The organism is Streptomyces sp. NPDC002734 (assembly GCF_040295685.1).
In the GTDB taxonomy this organism is placed as follows: domain Bacteria; phylum Actinomycetota; class Actinomycetes; order Streptomycetales; family Streptomycetaceae; genus Streptomyces.
Genome location: NZ_JBEOVU010000050.1, coordinates 20,533 through 37,048, shown reverse-complemented (window position 1 = coordinate 37,048; position 16,516 = coordinate 20,533). Strand labels below are relative to the sequence as shown.

12 protein-coding genes and 1 pseudogene are annotated in these 16,516 nt (G+C 73.3%); 10 read left to right on the top strand and 3 right to left on the bottom strand.

What is annotated here, in order from left to right:
- Positions 1–128: 128 nt before the first annotated feature.
- Together ABT026_RS30340 and ABT026_RS30335 are read right to left on the bottom strand one after the other, a co-directional pair.
- Positions 129–1,478, bottom strand: a complete 1,350-nt coding sequence (locus ABT026_RS30340; protein ID WP_351118397.1) for a polysialyltransferase family glycosyltransferase — start codon at positions 1,476–1,478, stop codon at positions 129–131.
- Positions 1,475–2,455 (bottom strand): glycosyltransferase family 2 protein, encoded by a 981-nt coding sequence (locus tag ABT026_RS30335; RefSeq protein WP_351118396.1) that lies wholly within the window; start codon positions 2,453–2,455, stop codon positions 1,475–1,477. The genes ABT026_RS30340 and ABT026_RS30335 overlap by 4 nt, the downstream gene beginning before the upstream one ends.
- A gap of 198 nt (positions 2,456–2,653) precedes the next feature.
- Between ABT026_RS30335 and ABT026_RS30330 the strand changes: the two genes are divergently transcribed.
- The 4 genes and pseudogenes from ABT026_RS30330 (at position 2,654) to ABT026_RS30315 (ending at position 6,841) form a co-directional block, all read left to right on the top strand.
- Positions 2,654–3,991 (top strand): DUF6716 putative glycosyltransferase, encoded by a 1,338-nt coding sequence (locus tag ABT026_RS30330; protein WP_351118395.1) that lies wholly within the window; start codon positions 2,654–2,656, stop codon positions 3,989–3,991.
- A pseudogene (locus ABT026_RS30325) lies at positions 3,988–4,737 on the top strand (acylneuraminate cytidylyltransferase family protein); the annotation flags it as partial. The gene ABT026_RS30330 and the pseudogene ABT026_RS30325, both read left to right, overlap by 4 nt.
- Before the next feature lie 67 nt (positions 4,738–4,804).
- Entirely contained in the window at positions 4,805–5,761 is a 957-nt protein-coding gene (locus ABT026_RS30320) for an N-acetylneuraminate synthase family protein (RefSeq protein ID WP_351118394.1), read from the top strand.
- Between the two features lie 48 nt (positions 5,762–5,809).
- Entirely contained in the window at positions 5,810–6,841 is a 1,032-nt protein-coding gene (locus ABT026_RS30315) for a hypothetical protein (RefSeq protein ID WP_351118393.1), read from the top strand.
- A gap of 421 nt (positions 6,842–7,262) precedes the next feature.
- Here ABT026_RS30315 and ABT026_RS30310 read toward each other — a convergent pair whose 3' ends face one another.
- A complete protein-coding gene (locus ABT026_RS30310) occupies positions 7,263–8,606 on the bottom strand; it encodes an APC family permease (protein ID WP_351118392.1) in 1,344 nt (447 codons plus the stop codon).
- A 416-nt stretch (positions 8,607–9,022) separates the two neighbouring features.
- Here ABT026_RS30310 and ABT026_RS30305 point away from each other — a divergent pair, with 416 nt between their 5' ends.
- From ABT026_RS30305 to ABT026_RS30280, 6 genes are all read left to right on the top strand, one after another.
- Complete coding sequence (locus ABT026_RS30305) at positions 9,023–10,279, top strand: amidohydrolase (protein ID WP_351118401.1); 1,257 nt, start codon at positions 9,023–9,025, stop codon at positions 10,277–10,279.
- 336 nt (positions 10,280–10,615) lie between these two features.
- Positions 10,616–11,647 carry a BMP family lipoprotein gene (locus ABT026_RS30300; protein ID WP_351118391.1) on the top strand — a complete coding sequence of 344 codons (1,032 nt, stop codon included), beginning with the start codon at positions 10,616–10,618 and terminating at the stop codon, positions 11,645–11,647.
- Positions 11,648–11,894: 247 nt separating this feature from the next.
- Positions 11,895–13,649 carry an ABC transporter ATP-binding protein gene (locus tag ABT026_RS30295; protein ID WP_502968084.1) on the top strand — a complete coding sequence of 585 codons (1,755 nt, stop codon included), beginning with the start codon at positions 11,895–11,897 and terminating at the stop codon, positions 13,647–13,649.
- Positions 13,646–14,788 carry an ABC transporter permease gene (locus ABT026_RS30290; protein WP_351118389.1) on the top strand — a complete coding sequence of 381 codons (1,143 nt, stop codon included), beginning with the start codon at positions 13,646–13,648 and terminating at the stop codon, positions 14,786–14,788. Before ABT026_RS30295 ends, ABT026_RS30290 begins: the two co-directional genes overlap by 4 nt.
- Complete coding sequence (locus ABT026_RS30285; protein WP_351118388.1) at positions 14,785–16,050, top strand: ABC transporter permease; 1,266 nt, start codon at positions 14,785–14,787, stop codon at positions 16,048–16,050. Before ABT026_RS30290 ends, ABT026_RS30285 begins: the two co-directional genes overlap by 4 nt.
- The gene (locus ABT026_RS30280) at positions 16,047–16,475 is read left to right on the top strand and encodes a cytidine deaminase (protein WP_108954686.1); all 429 of its coding nucleotides are present in this window, start codon (positions 16,047–16,049) and stop codon (positions 16,473–16,475) included. Before ABT026_RS30285 ends, ABT026_RS30280 begins: the two co-directional genes overlap by 4 nt.
- The last annotated feature ends 41 nt before the right edge of the window (positions 16,476–16,516 follow it).

Genomic DNA, 16,516 nt, shown 5'->3' with positions numbered 1-16,516 from the left:
GGGCCCACCCCCGCGCCCTCACCCCCCCCCCGGGTCGGTTTTGGGCCGGGCCCCGGGGCGGCGGGCGCCCCCCCCCGGCCCGGGGGGGCGGCCCCTCGCGCCGTCGCGTGCTGGACGCGCCGTGCCGGTCAGCGCGCCCGCGGCCGGCGTGCCGCCCGCAGGGACCGGGCCCTGCGGACGGCGCCGCGGAGGGTGCGGTTGCGGGCCAGGAAGGTCAGGCGGTCCGGGACGCCGCCCGGCAGGGCGAGGCCGGTCAGGCGGCGGCGCTTGAAGTAGCGCAGCCACCGCGCGTCCTGATGCCCCCGGAGGAACCGCTCGGCCTCCGGGCGCAGCGCGGGGTGGATCCTCGGCTGCATCGCGAACCCCACCGCCCGCACCAGCTCGCCGAGTTCACCGACGGTCATGGAGGCCCGCTGCTCGCGGACCGCGTCGGCGTCGTCGAGGTCGGGCAGCAGGGCGTCGACCACGGTCACCGGGATCCGGTTGCTGTTCTCGTACGGGCGCAGCCGCTCGAGCAGCAGCCCGGTGCGGGTGCGGGCCACCGGAATGCCGTGCAGGGCGGAGGCGGTCAGCAGCGCGGTGGAGAAGCAGCCGGCCACCAGCGCGGGCCGGATCCGCCGGAACAGCACCTCGGCCAGGACCGGCGCGTCCAGCACGGTCAGTTCGGCGCCCAGGCGCTCCGCCTCGTCGGCCACGGCGCGGTGCCAGGCGGCGGGTGCGGTGGGGTGCGGCTTGAAGACCAGGGACCGGTGGCCGAGGGCGACCGCGCCGCGCACCAGCCGCAGGTGCAGGTCCTCCTCCTCCTGGGGGGTGAGGATGTCCAGCGCCGACAGGTACTGCCCGAGCAGCAGGGCCGGACCCTCGGGGAGCGCGGGCGGGTCGTCCGCCCGCTCGGCCAGTTCGTCGAGGACCTTGCCGAACGCGTCCGTGGGCACCAGTTCGGCCGGCACGCCGAACTCGGTGAGCAGCAGCGGCCGCAGGCCCGGCACCAGGTCCAGGTGCAGGACCCGGGTGACGCGGGTGCCGACCAGCGGGTCCAGCTTGATCCGGGTGGGGCCGTAGCTCATCAGCCCGTCCGCGTACACGGTCAGCGGGGCGCCGTGGAAGATCTGCGCCACCCCCAGCGCCGGCTGGGCCTGGATCGACTCCACGGCCAGCTCCACGTCGTCCTCGCCCAGGCCCCAGGCGAGACGGAAGTGGCGCTCCCACAGGACGGTGTCCTCCTCGCGGGGCGACCAGCCGGACGGGTGGAACGGGGCGATCGCCTCGTTCCAGGAGCGGACCTCGTCGAAGCGCCCGCGCAGCGCGGCGAAGCCGGGGGCCTCGTCGAGGGCCGGGGTGGTCTCCGGCACGGCGGCGTTGTTGGAGACCAGCAGGACGCGGCGTCCGGCGTCCTGGCCGAAGCAGCCCGCGTCCAGGGCGGCGGCCAGGGTGGCGGCCCCGTAGAGGGTCGAGGCGAGGAAGATCTGGGTGGTCACGCGGCGGCTCCCACGGCCGGGCGGCGGCGCAGCCGGCGCAGCCGGGTCGCGCGTTCGGCGTCCATCGAGTCCAGGGTGCGCTCCAGCACGTCCTGCGGCATGCGGCGCAGCGCGGCGGCGCTCAGCACGCGCAGTTTCCGGCTCACCTCCGGTTGATATCTGCCCTCCGCGTCGGCGGCCAGATGGTGGCACATCATCGCGCAATAGGTGCGCACGACCTTCGGCAGGAGTTCTTCCCCGTCCGGGTCCTCGGCGGTTTCCGCGAGCACCAGATCGAATGCGCGCAGGAAATCCAATTGGCGTTCGTCGCCGATGCGGGTGAGCGAGGACGCCACGCCGCGGCGGTAGAAGACGCCGTACAGGTTCAGCACGGCGAACGACGTGGCCCCGCGGTGCATCCGCCACGTCCACAGGCGGTCCTCACAGGTGTGCAGGCCCTCGGTGAACCGGAGCAGGCCGCGCTCCTCCAGCCGGCGGTGGTAGACGTCCGCCCACACGAAGGGGTGGTCCACGGAGGTGGAGCGGTCCGCGGGCAGGATCGCCGAGCGGGGGTCCATGACCTGGCCGCGGCGCCCGTGCGGCACCCGCTGGACGACGCGTTCGCGGCCGGTGGAGCGGACGTGGTCGGTGCGCAGGAAGTCGCAGCCCAGGTCGTCCATGGCCGCGACCAGCCGCGCGTAGTGGCCGGGGACGAGCCAGTCGTCGCCGTCCAGGAAGGTCACGTACCGGCCGCGCGCCGCCTCCAGTCCGGTGTTGCGCGCGGCGGCGATGCCCCGGTTGCGCTCGTGCCGCAGCAGCCGTGCGCCCGGCAGGCGGCGTCGCGCCCGCTCCAGCAGGTCGGGGGTGTCGTCGGTCGAGCAGTCGTCGACCAGCAGGAACTCGACGTCGGGTCCGGTGTTGGCCTCGAGGCTCCTCAGGGTGTCGGGCGCGTACTGCCGCACGTTGAAGAAGGGAACGATCACGGAGAGCTTGACCACGCCTTCGACGCTAGGCGCTCGCCCGGCCCGCATTCTTATCCCTCGGTGGATTCCGGGTGAACAGGGGCCGGAAAGGACGTGAACCGTCCTTCTCCGAAATGCTCCCACCGGCCGATTGGTTTCGCGGCGGCTTTCTGTTCACCGTTTGTTGCCGTGCGGTTGGGCCGGGCCTCGGAATGCCTTTCTAGCGTTCCTGGTGTGTCAGCACGCACTACGCAAACGTCAGCAGCCGCTCCGCTGCGGGTCGTGGTCCTCGCGGACTCCGACACCCGGTGGAAGTGGGGCGCCCTCACCGCACGACGGCTCGCGCCGGCCGGCCGGGAGGTCCGCCTCGACGGCCGTCTCCTGCGCGGCCGCGCCACGCCCACCCCGCGCCAGCTCGCGGAGGTCGGGGTCGAGGCCGACTCCCTGCGCGAGGTGAGCGCGGCAGAGTTCCTGCGCGCCGCCTTTGAGGAGCGGTACGACGTGGTGGTGCTCGCCCTGGTGGGCGGCGGCGTCCAGGCCATGCTGCACGGACTGCGGCACGTGTGGGGCGCCCGCGCCGAGGGCCGACGGCCGGTGGTCGTCACCGGCTATGTCGGCGTCGTCTACGAGAAGCTCGCCGACGGCCTGCTGCTGCGCCACGGCGCCGACCTGGTGCTCGCCAACTCGATGCAGGACGCGGACCGTTTCCGCGCCGTGTACGAGGGCGTGGGCGCCGACCCGGACGCCGTCACCGAGGTGGCGCTGCCCTTCCTCGGCGGCGAGCCCTACCGGGGGGAGAAACAGGACCGGCCCCGCACCGTGGTGTTCGCGGCCCAGCCCTCCGTGCCGGAGACCCGCAAGGACCGCGTGTACCTGCTGGAGCGGCTCATCGGGCACGCCCGGCGGCACCCGGAGCGCGAGGTCCTCCTCAAGCTCCGCTCCCGGCCCGGCGAGCACACCACCCACATCGAGGAGCTGCCCTACCAGAAGCTGGCGCGGCGCCTGGACCGGCCGTCCAACTTCCGCCTCGCGTACGGCCACATGGGCGAGGTCCTGGACCGCACCGACCTGCTGGTGACGGTGTCCTCGACGGCGGCCCTGGAATCCCTGCACCGCCGCATCCCCACCGCGGTCCTCACCGACCTCGGGGTGCGCGAGGCGCTCGGCAACCACCACTTCACCGGCTCCGGCATCCTCGCCTCCTTCGACGAACTGGACGCCGGGCACCTGCCGGTCCCTGACGAGGAGTGGCTGGCCCGCCAGGGAGTGGCGGCCGACGGCAGCTACCAGCACGCCTACGACGCCGCCCGCGAACGCCTCGCCGAGCTGCTCCGGACGCCCCGACTGCCGCCGCTCGAGACGTACTACACGCACCGCACCGCGCCGGGCTACCTGCCCGGCATCCTCGCCCGCCACCACCTGGCCCCCGACGGGGCCCCGCTGCCCGGCGCGCCCGTCGCCGACCGCGCGCCCGGCCCGCTGCGCCGGGCCGTGCGGGAGACCGCGCGCGGCGCCTACCGGCACGGGGTGCAGCGGGTGGCCCCCCTGATCCGACGCCTGGGAGAGCTGTGAACACCCCGACCACCCCGCCGGGCCCCGGCCGCCACGTCCTCGCGGTGATCCCCGCCCGGGGCGGCTCCAAGGGGGTCCCCGGCAAGAACCTCGCCCCCGTCGCCGGCGTCCCGCTGGTGGTCCGCGCGGTGCGGGCCTGCCTCGCCGCCCGCCTGGTCACCGACGTCGTCGTCTCCACCGACGACCCGGCGATCGCGGCAGCCGCCCGCGAGGCGGGTGCCGGGGCCGTGCTGCGCCCCGCGGCCATCGCCGGGGACACGGCCACCTCCGAGTCCGCCGTCCTGCACGCCCTGGACGCCCACGAGGCGGTCACCGGCACACCGGTCGACGTGGTCCTCCTCGTCCAGTGCACCAGCCCGTTCCTCACCGCCGAGGACGTCGACGGCGTCGCCGCGGCGGTGGCCGAGGACGGCGCCGACACCGCGGTCACCGTCGCCCCCTTCCACGGCTTCCTGTGGCGCGACGACGCCACGGCGCGGGCCGCCGGACCCGGCGGGCACGGCGTGAACCACGACAAGGCATCCCGGCCGCGCCGCCAGGACCGTCCCCAGGACCTCCTGGAGACCGGCGCCGCCTACGCCATGGACGCGGCGGGCTTCCGCGCCCACCGGCACCGCTTCTTCGGCCGCACCGAGCTGGTCCGCACGGAACCCGCCCGGGTGCTGGAGATCGACGACCCGCACGACCTCGCCCGCGCCCGCGCGCTGGCGCCGCTCCTCGACGCCGCCGCCGACCCGGCCGGCCCGGCCGGCCCCGGCCGCACCGACCACCCGATCCACGACCTCGCACGCACCAGGTAAGGAAGTCCCCCGCATGAACAGCACCACCTCCACCCTCACGTCCGTCGGCGCCATCAACTCCCGCCTGCGCGCCTTCGGTTCGCGGCTGGTCGGTCCCGGGCAGCCGGTCTACGTCACCGGTGAGATCGGCATCAACCACAACGGCGACCTCGACAACGCCATCAAGCTGATCGACGCCGCCGCCGACGCCGGCTGCGACGCCGTGAAGTTCCAGAAGCGCACCCCCGAGATCTGCACCCCGCGCGACCAGTGGGACATCGAGCGCGACACCCCCTGGGGCCGGATGACCTACATCGACTACCGCCACCGCGTCGAGTTCGGCGAGGACGAGTACCGCGCCATCGACGAGCACTGCAAGGAGCGCGGCATCGACTGGTTCGCCTCCCCGTGGGACACCGAGGCCGTCGCCTTCCTGGAGAAGTTCGACCTCCCCGCCCACAAGGTGGCCTCCGCCTCCCTCACCGACGACGAGCTGCTGCGCGCCCTGCGTGCCACCGGCCGCGCGGTGATCCTCTCCACCGGCATGTCGACGCCCAAGCAGATCCGGCACGCCGTCGAGGTCCTCGGCTCCGAGAACATCGTGCTCTGCCACGCCACCTCGACCTACCCGGCCAAGGCCGAGGAGCTCAACCTGCGGGTGATCAACACGCTCCAGCAGGAGTTCCCGAACGTCCCGATCGGCTACTCCGGCCACGAGACCGGCCTGCAGACCACGCTCGCCGCGGTCGCCCTCGGCGCCGTCTTCGTCGAGCGCCACATCACCCTCGACCGCGCCATGTGGGGCTCCGACCAGGCCGCCTCCGTGGAGCCGCAGGGCCTGTCCCGCCTGGTGCGCGACATCCGCACCATCGAGGCGTCCCTCGGCGACGGCGTCAAGAAGGTCTACGAGTCCGAGCTCGGCCCGATGAAGAAGCTGCGCCGCGTCGCCGGCGTGGTCGCCGAGGCCGAGGTCCGGGCGCCCGCCGTCTGAGCGGCCGCCTCCCACCCCCACCCCACCGACAGGACGGCTGGTCAGCCCATGAGCACCGTGAGCACCGAGAGCCCGCGCACGCTCGCCTTCGTCGAGAGTCCCGTTCAGCTGCTCAACGTCATGGAATGGGCGGCGCACGCCCGCGAGCGCGGCGTCGGGCTGGTCGTCCTGTCGCCCACCGACCCGATGAGCCGGGGCCAGCTGCGGCGGATGTCCGAGCTGGCCCGCGGCGAGGGCCACGACGTCCGCTGGGAGGAGGCCCGGGGCGGCGCGCTGGCCCCCTTCAAGACCGTCGGAGGGCTCACCGGCCCGCTGCGGCGGGCGGAGCGGATCGTCGTCGGCGACCCGTTCTCCCGCTACGTGCAGCTGCTGCTGGGCATCGCGCCGGCCCGGGACCTGGTGGTCGTCGACGACGGCACCGCCACGCTGGAGTTCACCGCGCAACTGGTGCGGCGCGAGCCGCTGGTGCGGTGGCACCGGCGCGGGGCGCGGCCCTCGCCGCGCGAGCTCGCGCTCGCGCCCGTCTCCCGCTACGCGCGGCGGCGGCTGACGCCCCGGGAGCGGCGGCGGGTGGAGATCTTCACCGCCATGCCGCTGGCGGAGGTCCCCGCGAACGCGGTGGTCACCGTCAACGACTTCGCCTGGACCCGGGCCGCCTTCGGGCCGCCGACGGTCACCGAGGGGGCCGACCTGGTGGGGACGTCCCTGGTCGAGACGGGGGTGGTGGACGTCGAGGCGTACATGGCGGCGGTGGGGCGGCTGGCCCGGGAGCACGGGGTGCGGCGGTACTTCGCGCACCGGCGCGAGAGTGCGGAGAAGCTCCACCGGATCGCGGTGGAGAGCGGGCTGTCGGTGGTGCGGCCGGACCTGCCGCTGGAGCTGATCGCCCGGCGCGGGCCGATCGCCCGCACGGTGCTGAGCTTTCCCTCCACCGTGCTCCACACCCTGCCGTCCACGCTGGCCGGCACGGGGGCCCGGGTGACCCCCTGCCCCATAGACCCCACCTGGCTCACCCCCCGCACCACCCCCACCGCCCACCGCTTCCTCACCACCATCACCCCACCCGCCGCAGCGGCCTGACCCCGCGGCACACCCCTGCGAGCGGCGGTGCCCGCCCCTTCTGCGGGCGGCTGGGCCGCCCAGGGGGCGGCACGGGCGGGCGCAGGCCCCAGCCTCCGCGGCGAGCGGCTCGCTCCACCTGGGCCGAGACGACGGCACCGTTCACACGTGACCTGGCCGCTGCGCGGCCTGGGCAGGGCCCTGCGGGCGGTTCCGTTCCCCCACCCCGCCCCTTCTCCCCCAGCCTTCGGCCGGGGGTACCCCCAGAAACCAGGGCTCCGCCCCGGACCCCCGAGGTGCCGTGCACCCAGGCCCGTCGCGAGTGCGGCCCCTGTGCGGTGGGCGTTTGCGCAGTTCCCCGCGCCCCTGGCGGGGCCCGGTACCGCGCGGGGTGGTGAGAGGTGCGGCCCCCGTGCGGCGGGCGTTTGCGCTCGGGGCGGGGTCAGGCGGTGGCTTCGCGGCGGCGGCGGAGGGTGGCGAGGGCCGCGAGGGCGAGGCCCACGCAGAGGACGATCGCGCCACGCGCCCACACCTCCGCCTCGACCTGCGTCGCGAGCAGCACGCACGAGGCGACGCCCAGCACCGGGACCACGGACGGCGCCCGGAAATGCCCCACGGACGACTCGCCCTCGGGGTCCCGCCGCCGCAGCACCAGCACCGCCGTGTTGACGACCAGGAAGACGATCAGGAGCAGCAGCACCAGCGTGGAGGCCAGCGTCTCCACGCTGCCGGTGACGGCGAGCAGTATCGACAGCGCCGTCGTCGCGGCGATGGCGGCCCACGGCGTCCGCCGCTCGGGCAGGACCCGCGCCAGCACCGACGGCAGCAGCCCGTCGCGGGCCATGCCGTAGGTGAGGCGGGAGGACATGATGCCGGTCAGCAGCGCCCCGTTCGCCACCGCGACCAGCGCGATCGCGCCGAACAGCCACCCGGGGACGCCGCCCGCCGCCTCGACGACCTCAAGCAGCGGCCCGCTGGACCCGGACAGCCGCTCGGTGGGGACCGCGGCCGAGGCGACCACGCCGACCAGCACGTACACCAGGCCCGCCGTCAGCAGCGCCCCGAACAGCGCCCGCGGGAAGGAGCGCCGCGGGTTCGCCGTCTCCTCGGCGACGTTGGCGGAGGTCTCGAAGCCGACGAAGGAGTAGTACGACAGGACCGCGCCGCTCAGCAGCGCGCCCGCCGCCCCGTGCTCGGCGGTGCCCAGCCGGGTGAGCCGGGAGGGGTCGCCGTCGCCGCGCAGCAGCAGCCACGCGCCGAGGCCGACGACCAGCAGCAGACCGCCCACCTCGATCACCGTGGCGGCCACGTTGCCCGCGGTGGACTCCTTGATGCCGCGCGCGTTCACCAGCGCGAGGAGCAGCAGGAAGCCGATCGCCACCGGCGCCACCGGCAGCGTCACGAACTCGGCGAGGTAGTCGCCGGCGAAGCCGCGGGCCAGCGCGCCGACCGAGACGATGCCGGCGGCCAGCATGCAGAACCCGGTGACGAACCCGACGAACGGCCCGTAGGCCCGGTTGGCGTAGTGCGAGGCGCCACCCGCACGGGGGTACTTCGTGGCCAGTTCCGCGTAGGAGGCCGCGGTCAGCAGGGCGAGACCCAGCGCCAGCAGCAGAGGGGCCCACACCGCGCCCCCGGAGTCGGCGGCGATCTCGCCGACCAGCACGTACACGCCGGCGCCGAGGACGTCGCCGAGGATGAAGAAGTACAGCAGCGGGGTGGTGAGCGCCCGCTTCAGCGGGGTGTCCGCCGAGGCGGCGGGCTGCGGTGGGGTGACAGTGGCCATGCCCCCGCGTGTCCCCCGAACCGCGTCCCGCACGCCTGACGGGGCGACGGATGCGTCCCGATGGGCGGACCGCGACGGCGTGATTTCGGCCATGCGTGGTAACCGTGGAACAAGGCCCACCGCACCGGGACGTCCGGACGGAGCGGCTTCTCGGGGTACGCCGGAAAAATGGTCGAGCATACCCACAGGAGGAGTCGCGCAACCGTCGGGCGGCCCTGTTTTCTTCCCCCGGCGGGCTGATCTTTTGCCGATCGACGGGCGCGAAGCCGCCCCGCAGCCCTACCCTGCAGAGGGTGAACCAGTTGAAGTCCAGAGAGTCCGAGGCCGACCCGGCGGACACCGCCGAGGACGCCGCCGCAGCCGCCGGTGACGCCGCCGTCGCCGCGGCCGAGGGCGCCCGGGTGGCGCAGGCCGCCGTGACCGTCGCCGAGGCGGCGCTGCCCGGAGCCGCGCTGCCGGGCACGCTCCCCGACGACCTGCGCGCCGAACTGATCGCCTTCCGCCGTGACATCCACATGCACCCGGAGCTCGGCAACCAGGAGTTCCGCACCACCAAGGCGATCAAGACCCGCCTGGAGCGGGCCGGCCTGCGGCCGCGGGTGCTCGCGAGCGGCACCGGACTCGTCTGCGACATCGGCGTGGAGGGGACCACCGCCGCCTACGAGGGCACGTCCGCCCCCGTCGAGGCGGGCCTGCGCGGCATGCTCGCGCTGCGCGCCGACATCGACGCGCTGCCCATCCCGGACATGAAGACGGACTGCGCCTACCGGTCCACCGTCCCCGACCGCGCCCACGCCTGCGGCCACGACGTGCACACCACGGTCGTGCTCGGTGCCGGCCTGGTGCTGGCCGAGCTGCACCGCCAGGGCCGCCTGCCGCGCCCGGTGCGCCTGCTGTTCCAGCCGGCCGAGGAGGTCATGCCCGGCGGCGCGCTCGGCGCGATCGCCGACGGCGTGCTGGAGGGCGTCGGCCGGATCGTCGCGGTGCACTGCGACCCGAAGGTGGAGGCCGGCCGGATCGGTCTGCGCACGGGCGCGATCACCTCGGCCTGCGACCGGCTGGAGGTCGCCCTGGACGGCCCCGGCGGCCACACCGCCCGCCCGCACCTGACCACCGACCTGGTGACGGCCGCCGCGCGCATCGCGGTGGACGTGCCGGCCGTGGTGGCCCGCCGGGTGGACGCCCGCAGCGGCCTGTCGGTCACCTGGGGCCGCATCGAGTCCGGCCACGCGCCCAACGTCATCCCGCAGCGCGCCGAGCTGTCCGGCACGGTCCGCTGCCTGGACCTGGCCTCCTGGCGCGAGGCGGCCGACCTGGTGCACGCCGCGGTCGACGAGATCGCCGCCCTGCACCGCGCCAAGTCGGAGATCACCTACGTGCGGGGCGTCCCGCCGGTGGTGAACGACCCGGACGTCACCGACCTGCTGTGGGACGCCATGACGTCGCGCCGCGGCGCGGAGTCGGTGGAGGGCACCGAGCAGAGCCTGGGCGGCGAGGACTTCTCCTGGTACCTGGAGGAGGTCCCCGGCGCGATGGCCCGCCTGGGCGTGCGCACCCCCGGGGACCGCCTGGTCCGCGACCTGCACCAGGGCGACTTCGACGTCGACGAGTACGCGATCACGGTCGGCGTGGAGCTGTTCACCGCGGCGGCCCTCCTGGACGCCGCCCGCTGAGCCCCCGCCCGTCCCCGGCGCCTCGCCGCGCCGGGGACGACGGCGCTCGCCGCGCCGAAGACGACGGACCGGCGCTCCGTCCGTTACCTCCGGGAACCTGCCATTCCTGTTACTGCCCCGTAACCCTCGGGTGACCGATTTGGACCGACCTCGGCACGGTTCGATAACAGCCGCGTAAGTGAAGTTCCCCTGGGGTTCTACGCGCGTTACTGTCGCAGCGGTTTCGCCATGGGAGCGGGCCGGCAAGGCGGAGCGGGCCGGAGACGGTGCCGTGAGTTCGAAGGGGTGCTTGCAGTGCGTCTCATTTCTCGTAGGAACAGGATCACCCGTGCAGCGGTGACCGTCGCTGTCGTGGCGCTGGCCGCCGCCGGTTGCGGCGAGAGCAGCAAGTCCGCCTCCACGGGCGGTGACAAGGAGTCGGGCAAGTACTCCGGCAAGGGCATCGGCCTGGCCTACGACATCGGCGGCGAGGGCGACCAGTCCTTCAACGACGCCGCGCACTCCGGCTTCCTGAAGGCCGACAAGGACTTCGGTATCGGCGGCAAGACCTTCGAGCCGGCCGACGGCGAGGGCGACGCGGACAAGGTCCAGCGCCTGGAGTCGATGGCCAAGCAGGGTTACAACCCGATCATCGGCGTGGGCTTCGTCTACGGCCCGGCGATCAAGGAGGTCGCGGCCAAGTACCCCGACACGACCTTCGGCATCATCGACGACGCGTCCGTCGAGGCCAAGAACGTCGCCTCCATGGTCTTCAGCGAGGAGCAGGCCTCCTACCTGGCCGGCGTCGCCGCCGCCAAGGCCTCCAAGAGCCACACCGTCGGCTTCATCGGCGGCGTGGACATCCCGCTGATCCACAAGTTCGGCGCGGGCTTCGAGCAGGGCGCCAAGGCCGCCGACCCGAAGGTCAAGGTCATCAAGAAGATCCTGACCTCCACCCCGCAGGAGGGCGGTTTCTCCAGCCCGGACAAGGGCCGTGAGGCCGCCAACGGCCAGATCGAGCAGGGCGCCGACGTGGTGTACCACGCCGCCGGCCTCTCCGGTCAGGGCGTCATCTCCGAGGCCGCCAAGAACAAGGTGTGGGCCATCGGTGTCGACTCCGACCAGTACGCGCAGGACGCGCTGAAGGAGTACAAGGACTACATCCTCGGCTCCGCCACCAAGAACGTCGGCGGCGCGGTCTACGAGCTCGCCAAGTCCGTCCACGAGGGCAAGCCGCTGAGCGGCACCATCCGCGGCGACCTGAAGACCGAGGGCGTCGGCTTCTCCGACACCAACCCGAAGTACAAGGCCATGACCGAGGTCGTGGAGGCCGTGAACAAGGCCAAGCAGGACATCATCGACGGCAAGGTCACCGTCAAGACCTCCTGACCCCAGGGATGCCGTGCGCTGCGCCCCTCGCCCCCGGTGAGGGGCGCAGCGCTGTCACCCCGCGCCGGGCCTGGGCCCGGTCGCCGGTCGGTCCGCCGGACCGGATGACTCCGGCAGGGTGCTCCATCGCACCCGCCGGATCGTTTCTCCGAAACATCTACGCGCGTTACTCTGGCGCGCGACATCAAACGCGGTAAGCCTCCTCTGCAGTACGGGTATCGGGAGGCATGGCCAAAAGAGCGCTGCAATGGCAGCGTTACGGCCGCGGAACGGACAGGCGGGCGGCCCCTCGGCCCCCGGCTCCGGACCGTGGCCACCCGGAACGGCAGGGGCGCCGGGCGCAGCTCGCGGCGGACGCCCTTCTCCCCCAGGTTTTTTTAGAGGAGTGTGCGCCATCGACGCGTCCAGCAGCCCTCCGCAGACCGAGCGGGCCACCGCGGTCGAGCTGGCGGGCATCACCAAGCGGTTCCCCGGCGTCGTCGCCAACCACGACATCCGGCTCCGCGTCCAGGAGGGCACCGTCCACGCCCTCGTCGGCGAGAACGGGGCCGGCAAGTCGACCCTGATGAAGATCCTCTACGGCATGCAGAAGCCGGACGAGGGGACCATCACGGTCGGCGGCGAGCAGGTGAGCTTCTCCTCGCCCGCCGACGCCATAGCCCGCGGCATCGGCATGGTGCACCAGCACTTCATGCTGGCCGACAACCTCACCGTGCTCGAGAACGTGGTGCTCGGCAGCGAGAAGCTGCACGGCATCGGCGGCGCGGCCCGTCGCCGCATCGCGGAGATCTCCGAGCGCTACGGCCTGGGCGTCCGACCGGACGCGCTGGTGGAGGACCTCGGCGTCGCGGACCGTCAGCGGGTGGAGATCCTCAAGGTCCTCTACCGCGGCGCGCGCATCCTCATCCTCGACGAGCCGACCGCCGTGCTGGTCCCGCAGGAGGTCGACGCGCTCTTCGACAACCTGCGCGAGCTCACCTCCGAGGGCCTGTCGGTCATCTTCATCTCGCACAAGCTGGGCGAGGTCCTCTCGGTCGCCGACGACATCACGGTGATCCGCCGCGGCACCACGGTCGGCACCGCCGACCCGAAGCTCACGACGCCGCGCAAGCTCGCCGAGATGATGGTCGGCAGCGAGCTGCCCACCCCGGAGACCGCCGAGTCCACGGTGACGGACCGCCCGGTCCTGACCGTCGACAGCCTCCGCCTGGAGGCCGAGGGCGGCCGCGCCGTCCTGGACGACATCGGCTTCACCATCCACGCGGGCGAGGTCCTGGGCATCGCCGGCGTCGAGGGCAACGGCCAGACCGAGCTGATCGAGGCCCTCATCGGCCTCGCGCACGCCGACTCCGGGACGATCACCCTGGACGGCGAGGAGATCACCTCCTGGGCCACCCGCCGCCGCCGCGAGTCCGGCATCGGCTACATCCCCGAGGACCGCCACCGCCACGGCCTGCTGCTGGACTCCCCGCTGTGGGAGAACCGCATCCTGGGCCACGTCACCGAGAAGCCCAACGCCAACGGCTTCTGGCTGAACCTCAAGGGCGCGCAGGCCGACACCCGCCGCATCGTCGAGCAGTACGACGTGCGCACCCCCGGCATCGACGTCACCGCCGGCTCGCTCTCCGGCGGCAACCAGCAGAAGCTGATCGTCGGCCGCGAGATGAGCCACGCCCCGCGCTTCCTGATCGCCGCCCACCCCACCCGCGGTGTGGACGTCGGCGCGCAGGCCGCGATCTGGGACGTCATCCGCGAGGCGCGCCGCGAGGGTCTCGCGGTGCTGCTGATCTCCGCCGACCTGGACGAGCTGATCGGCCTGTCCGACACCCTGCGCGTGATCTACAACGGCCGTCTGGTCGCCGACGCCGACCCCGCCTCCGTCACGCCGGAGGAGCTGGGTTCCGCGATGACCGGCGCGGCCTCGGGCCACCTGGAACACACGGAGCCCGCGGACTCCGCCGCTCCCGCCGCCCCCGCCGCCCCCAAGGACGAGGCACGATGAAGAAGTTCGACAAGGAGCGGGTGCTCCTGGCCGTGGCGGGGCCGGTCATGGCCCTGGTCGCGGCGATCCTGCTGACCTCGGTGGTGCTGCTGGTCTCCGGCCGTAACCCCATCGAGCCGTACGTCATCATGGCCGAGCAGATCGGCTTCTCCGACGTCCAGGTGCTGATCGTCAACCAGGCGTCGCTGTACTACATCGCCGCCCTGGCCGTCGCCCTCGGCTTCCGGATGAACCTGTTCAACATCGGCGTCGACGGCCAGTACCGCCTCGCCGCCATGATGACCGCCGTGGTCGGCGCCCACGTGGCGCTGCCGGCGTTCCTCCAGGTCCCGCTGCTGCTGCTGACCGCGGTGTGCACCGGCGCCTTCTGGGCCGGCATCGCGGGCCTGCTGAAGGTGACCCGTGGCGTCAGCGAGGTCGTCGCGACGATCATGCTGAACTCGATCGCCACCGCGCTCATCCTGTACCTGACCCAGAAGGACACCTGGGGCGTGCAGTCCGGCAACAACATGACGACCGGCGAGATGCACCCCTCCGGCTGGATCCCGGGCATCGGCCTGGGCGCCGACACCGGCGAGCTCTACGGCCTGATCTTCCTCGCCGTGCTCCTGGGCGTCCTGTACTGGCTGGTCCTCAACCGCACCCGGTTCGGCTTCGACCTGCGGGCCTCGGGCGCGTCCCCGGAGGCCGCCGCGGCCTCCGGCGTCGACGCCAAGCGGATGACGCTCACCGCCATGCTGATCTCCGGCGGCGTGGCCGGCCTCTCCGGCCTGCCGCTGCTGCTCGGCGACGCGCACACCTACGGCCTCAGCTTCCCGGCCGGTCTCGGCTTCACCGCGATCGGCATCGCCCTGCTGGGCCGCAACCACCCCGGCGGCATCGCCTTCGCGGCGCTGCTGTGGGCCTTCCTCGACAAGGCGTCCCAGGAGCTCGACTTCTACGACTACGAGAAGGAGATCGCCACGATCATGCAGGGCCTGATCGTGTTCGCGGTCGTCATCTCCTACGAGGTGGTCCGCGTCTGGGGTCTGCGCCGCCAGCAGAAGCGCGTCGGCGAGGAACTCGCCGCTGCCGCGGCGTCCGCCGCCGGCACGTCCGTCAACGGTGACAAGACCGAGAAGGAGGTGGCGGCCCGATGAGTACCGCGACCGTCGCCAAGTCCCGGCCCGCGCAGGCCGCGAAGCCCGGCCGCCGCCGGATGTCGCTGCCCGTGGTGCTGCTGCTGATCGCCGGGGCGCTCGTCCTGGTCTCCGTCGTCCGCATGATCACCGGCGCGAACGGCATCACGTCCACCGGCCAGATGTCCACCGCGCTGCGCCTGGCCGTCCCGATCGGCCTGGCCGGACTCGGCGGCCTGTGGGCCGAGCGGGCCGGTGTGGTCAACATCGGCCTCGAGGGCATGATGATCCTCGGCACCTGGTTCGGCGCCTGGGCCGGCTACCAGTGGGGCCCGTGGGTCGGCGTGGCCTTCGGCATCCTCGGCGGCTGCATCGGCGGCGTCCTGCACGCCATCGCCACCGTCACCTTCAACGTCAACCACATCGTCTCCGGTGTGGCGCTGAACATCCTGGCGCTGGGGCTGGCCCGGTACCTGTCGAAGTACACCTTCGAGGGCGTGCCGCAGGGCTCCTCCAAGCAGTCCCCGCCGATCGAGTCACTGGGCACCTTCGACGTGCCGGGGTTGTCCGACTGGCTGGTCACGCTCAACCAGAAGCACTGGTTCGTCGTCTCCGACGTCGCGGGCCTGCTCGGCGGCGCGATCACCAACCTGTCGCCGCTGACCGTGGTCGCGGTGGCGCTGGTCCCGCTGAGCTGGTACGTGCTGTGGCGCACCGCCTTCGGCCTGCGGCTGCGCTCCTGCGGCGAGAACCCGGTGGCCGCCGAGTCGCTGGGCGTGAACGTCTACAAGTACAAGTACATCGCCGTGATCATCTCCGGCGGCTTCGCCGGCCTCGGCGGCGCCTTCCTGTCGATCGTGGCGTCCAACGTCTACCTCGACGGGCAGACCGCCGGCCGCGGTTACATCGGTCTCGCCGCGATGATCTTCGGCAACTGGATGCCGGGCGGCCTGGCCCTCGGCGCGGGCCTGTTCGGCTACACCGACAGCCTCAACCTGCGCGGCGGCACCAGCAACGTGCACGCCCTGCTGCTCCTGGTCGCGTTCCTGCTGCTGGCCGGCGCGCTCTACCTGGCCTGGCGCAGGCGGTACCTGCCGGCCCTGATCACCGCGGTGATCGCCGCGGCGACCTACCTCTGGTACGCGAACACCTCCGAGGTGCCGTCCCAGCTGGTGACCGCCAGCCCGTACATCGTCACCCTGCTGGTGCTCTCGCTGTCCGCGCAGCACCTGAGGATGCCGAAGGCGGACGGCCTGCCGTACCGCAAGGGCCAGGGCGGATGACGGGGACGACGGCCGCCGCGGGCGGCGCGTTCGACTGGGACGCCCTGCGGGCGGTGGCGCACGAGGCGATGACCCGCGCCTACGCCCCGTACTCGGGCTACCCGGTCGGCGTCGCCGCCCGCGTGGACGACGGCCGGGTCGTCTCCGGCTGCAACGTGGAGAACGCCTCCTACGGCATCGGCCTGTGCGCGGAGTGCGGGCTGGTGTCGGAGCTCCAGCGCACCGGAGGCGGGCGGCTGACCCACTTCACGTGCGTCGACGGCGAGGGCGCGGTGCTCGTCCCGTGCGGACGGTGCCGGCAGCTCCTCTTCGAGTTCGGCGGCGCCGAGCTCCTGCTGGAGACCCCCGAGGGCGTCCTGCCGCTGTCCGCCATGCTCCCCCAGGCCTTCGGCCCGGGCCACCTCCACCAGGGCCCCGGGGCCTGACCTCTCCCGTCCCGGGGGCGCGGATCCTCTCCGTGCCCCCG

Coding starts and splice junctions, on each gene's coding strand:
- ABT026_RS30320 (WP_351118394.1), top strand. CDS start 4,805: ATGAACAGCACCACCTCCACCCTCACGTCCGTCGGCGCCATCAACTCC.
- ABT026_RS30295 (WP_502968084.1), top strand. CDS start 11,895: ATGGCAGCGTTACGGCCGCGGAACGGACAGGCGGGCGGCCCCTCGGCC.
- ABT026_RS30280 (WP_108954686.1), top strand. CDS start 16,047: ATGACGGGGACGACGGCCGCCGCGGGCGGCGCGTTCGACTGGGACGCC.
- ABT026_RS30310 (WP_351118392.1), bottom strand. CDS start 8,606: ATGGCCACTGTCACCCCACCGCAGCCCGCCGCCTCGGCGGACACCCCG.
- ABT026_RS30315 (WP_351118393.1), top strand. CDS start 5,810: ATGAGCACCGTGAGCACCGAGAGCCCGCGCACGCTCGCCTTCGTCGAG.
- ABT026_RS30290 (WP_351118389.1), top strand. CDS start 13,646: ATGAAGAAGTTCGACAAGGAGCGGGTGCTCCTGGCCGTGGCGGGGCCG.
- ABT026_RS30285 (WP_351118388.1), top strand. CDS start 14,785: ATGAGTACCGCGACCGTCGCCAAGTCCCGGCCCGCGCAGGCCGCGAAG.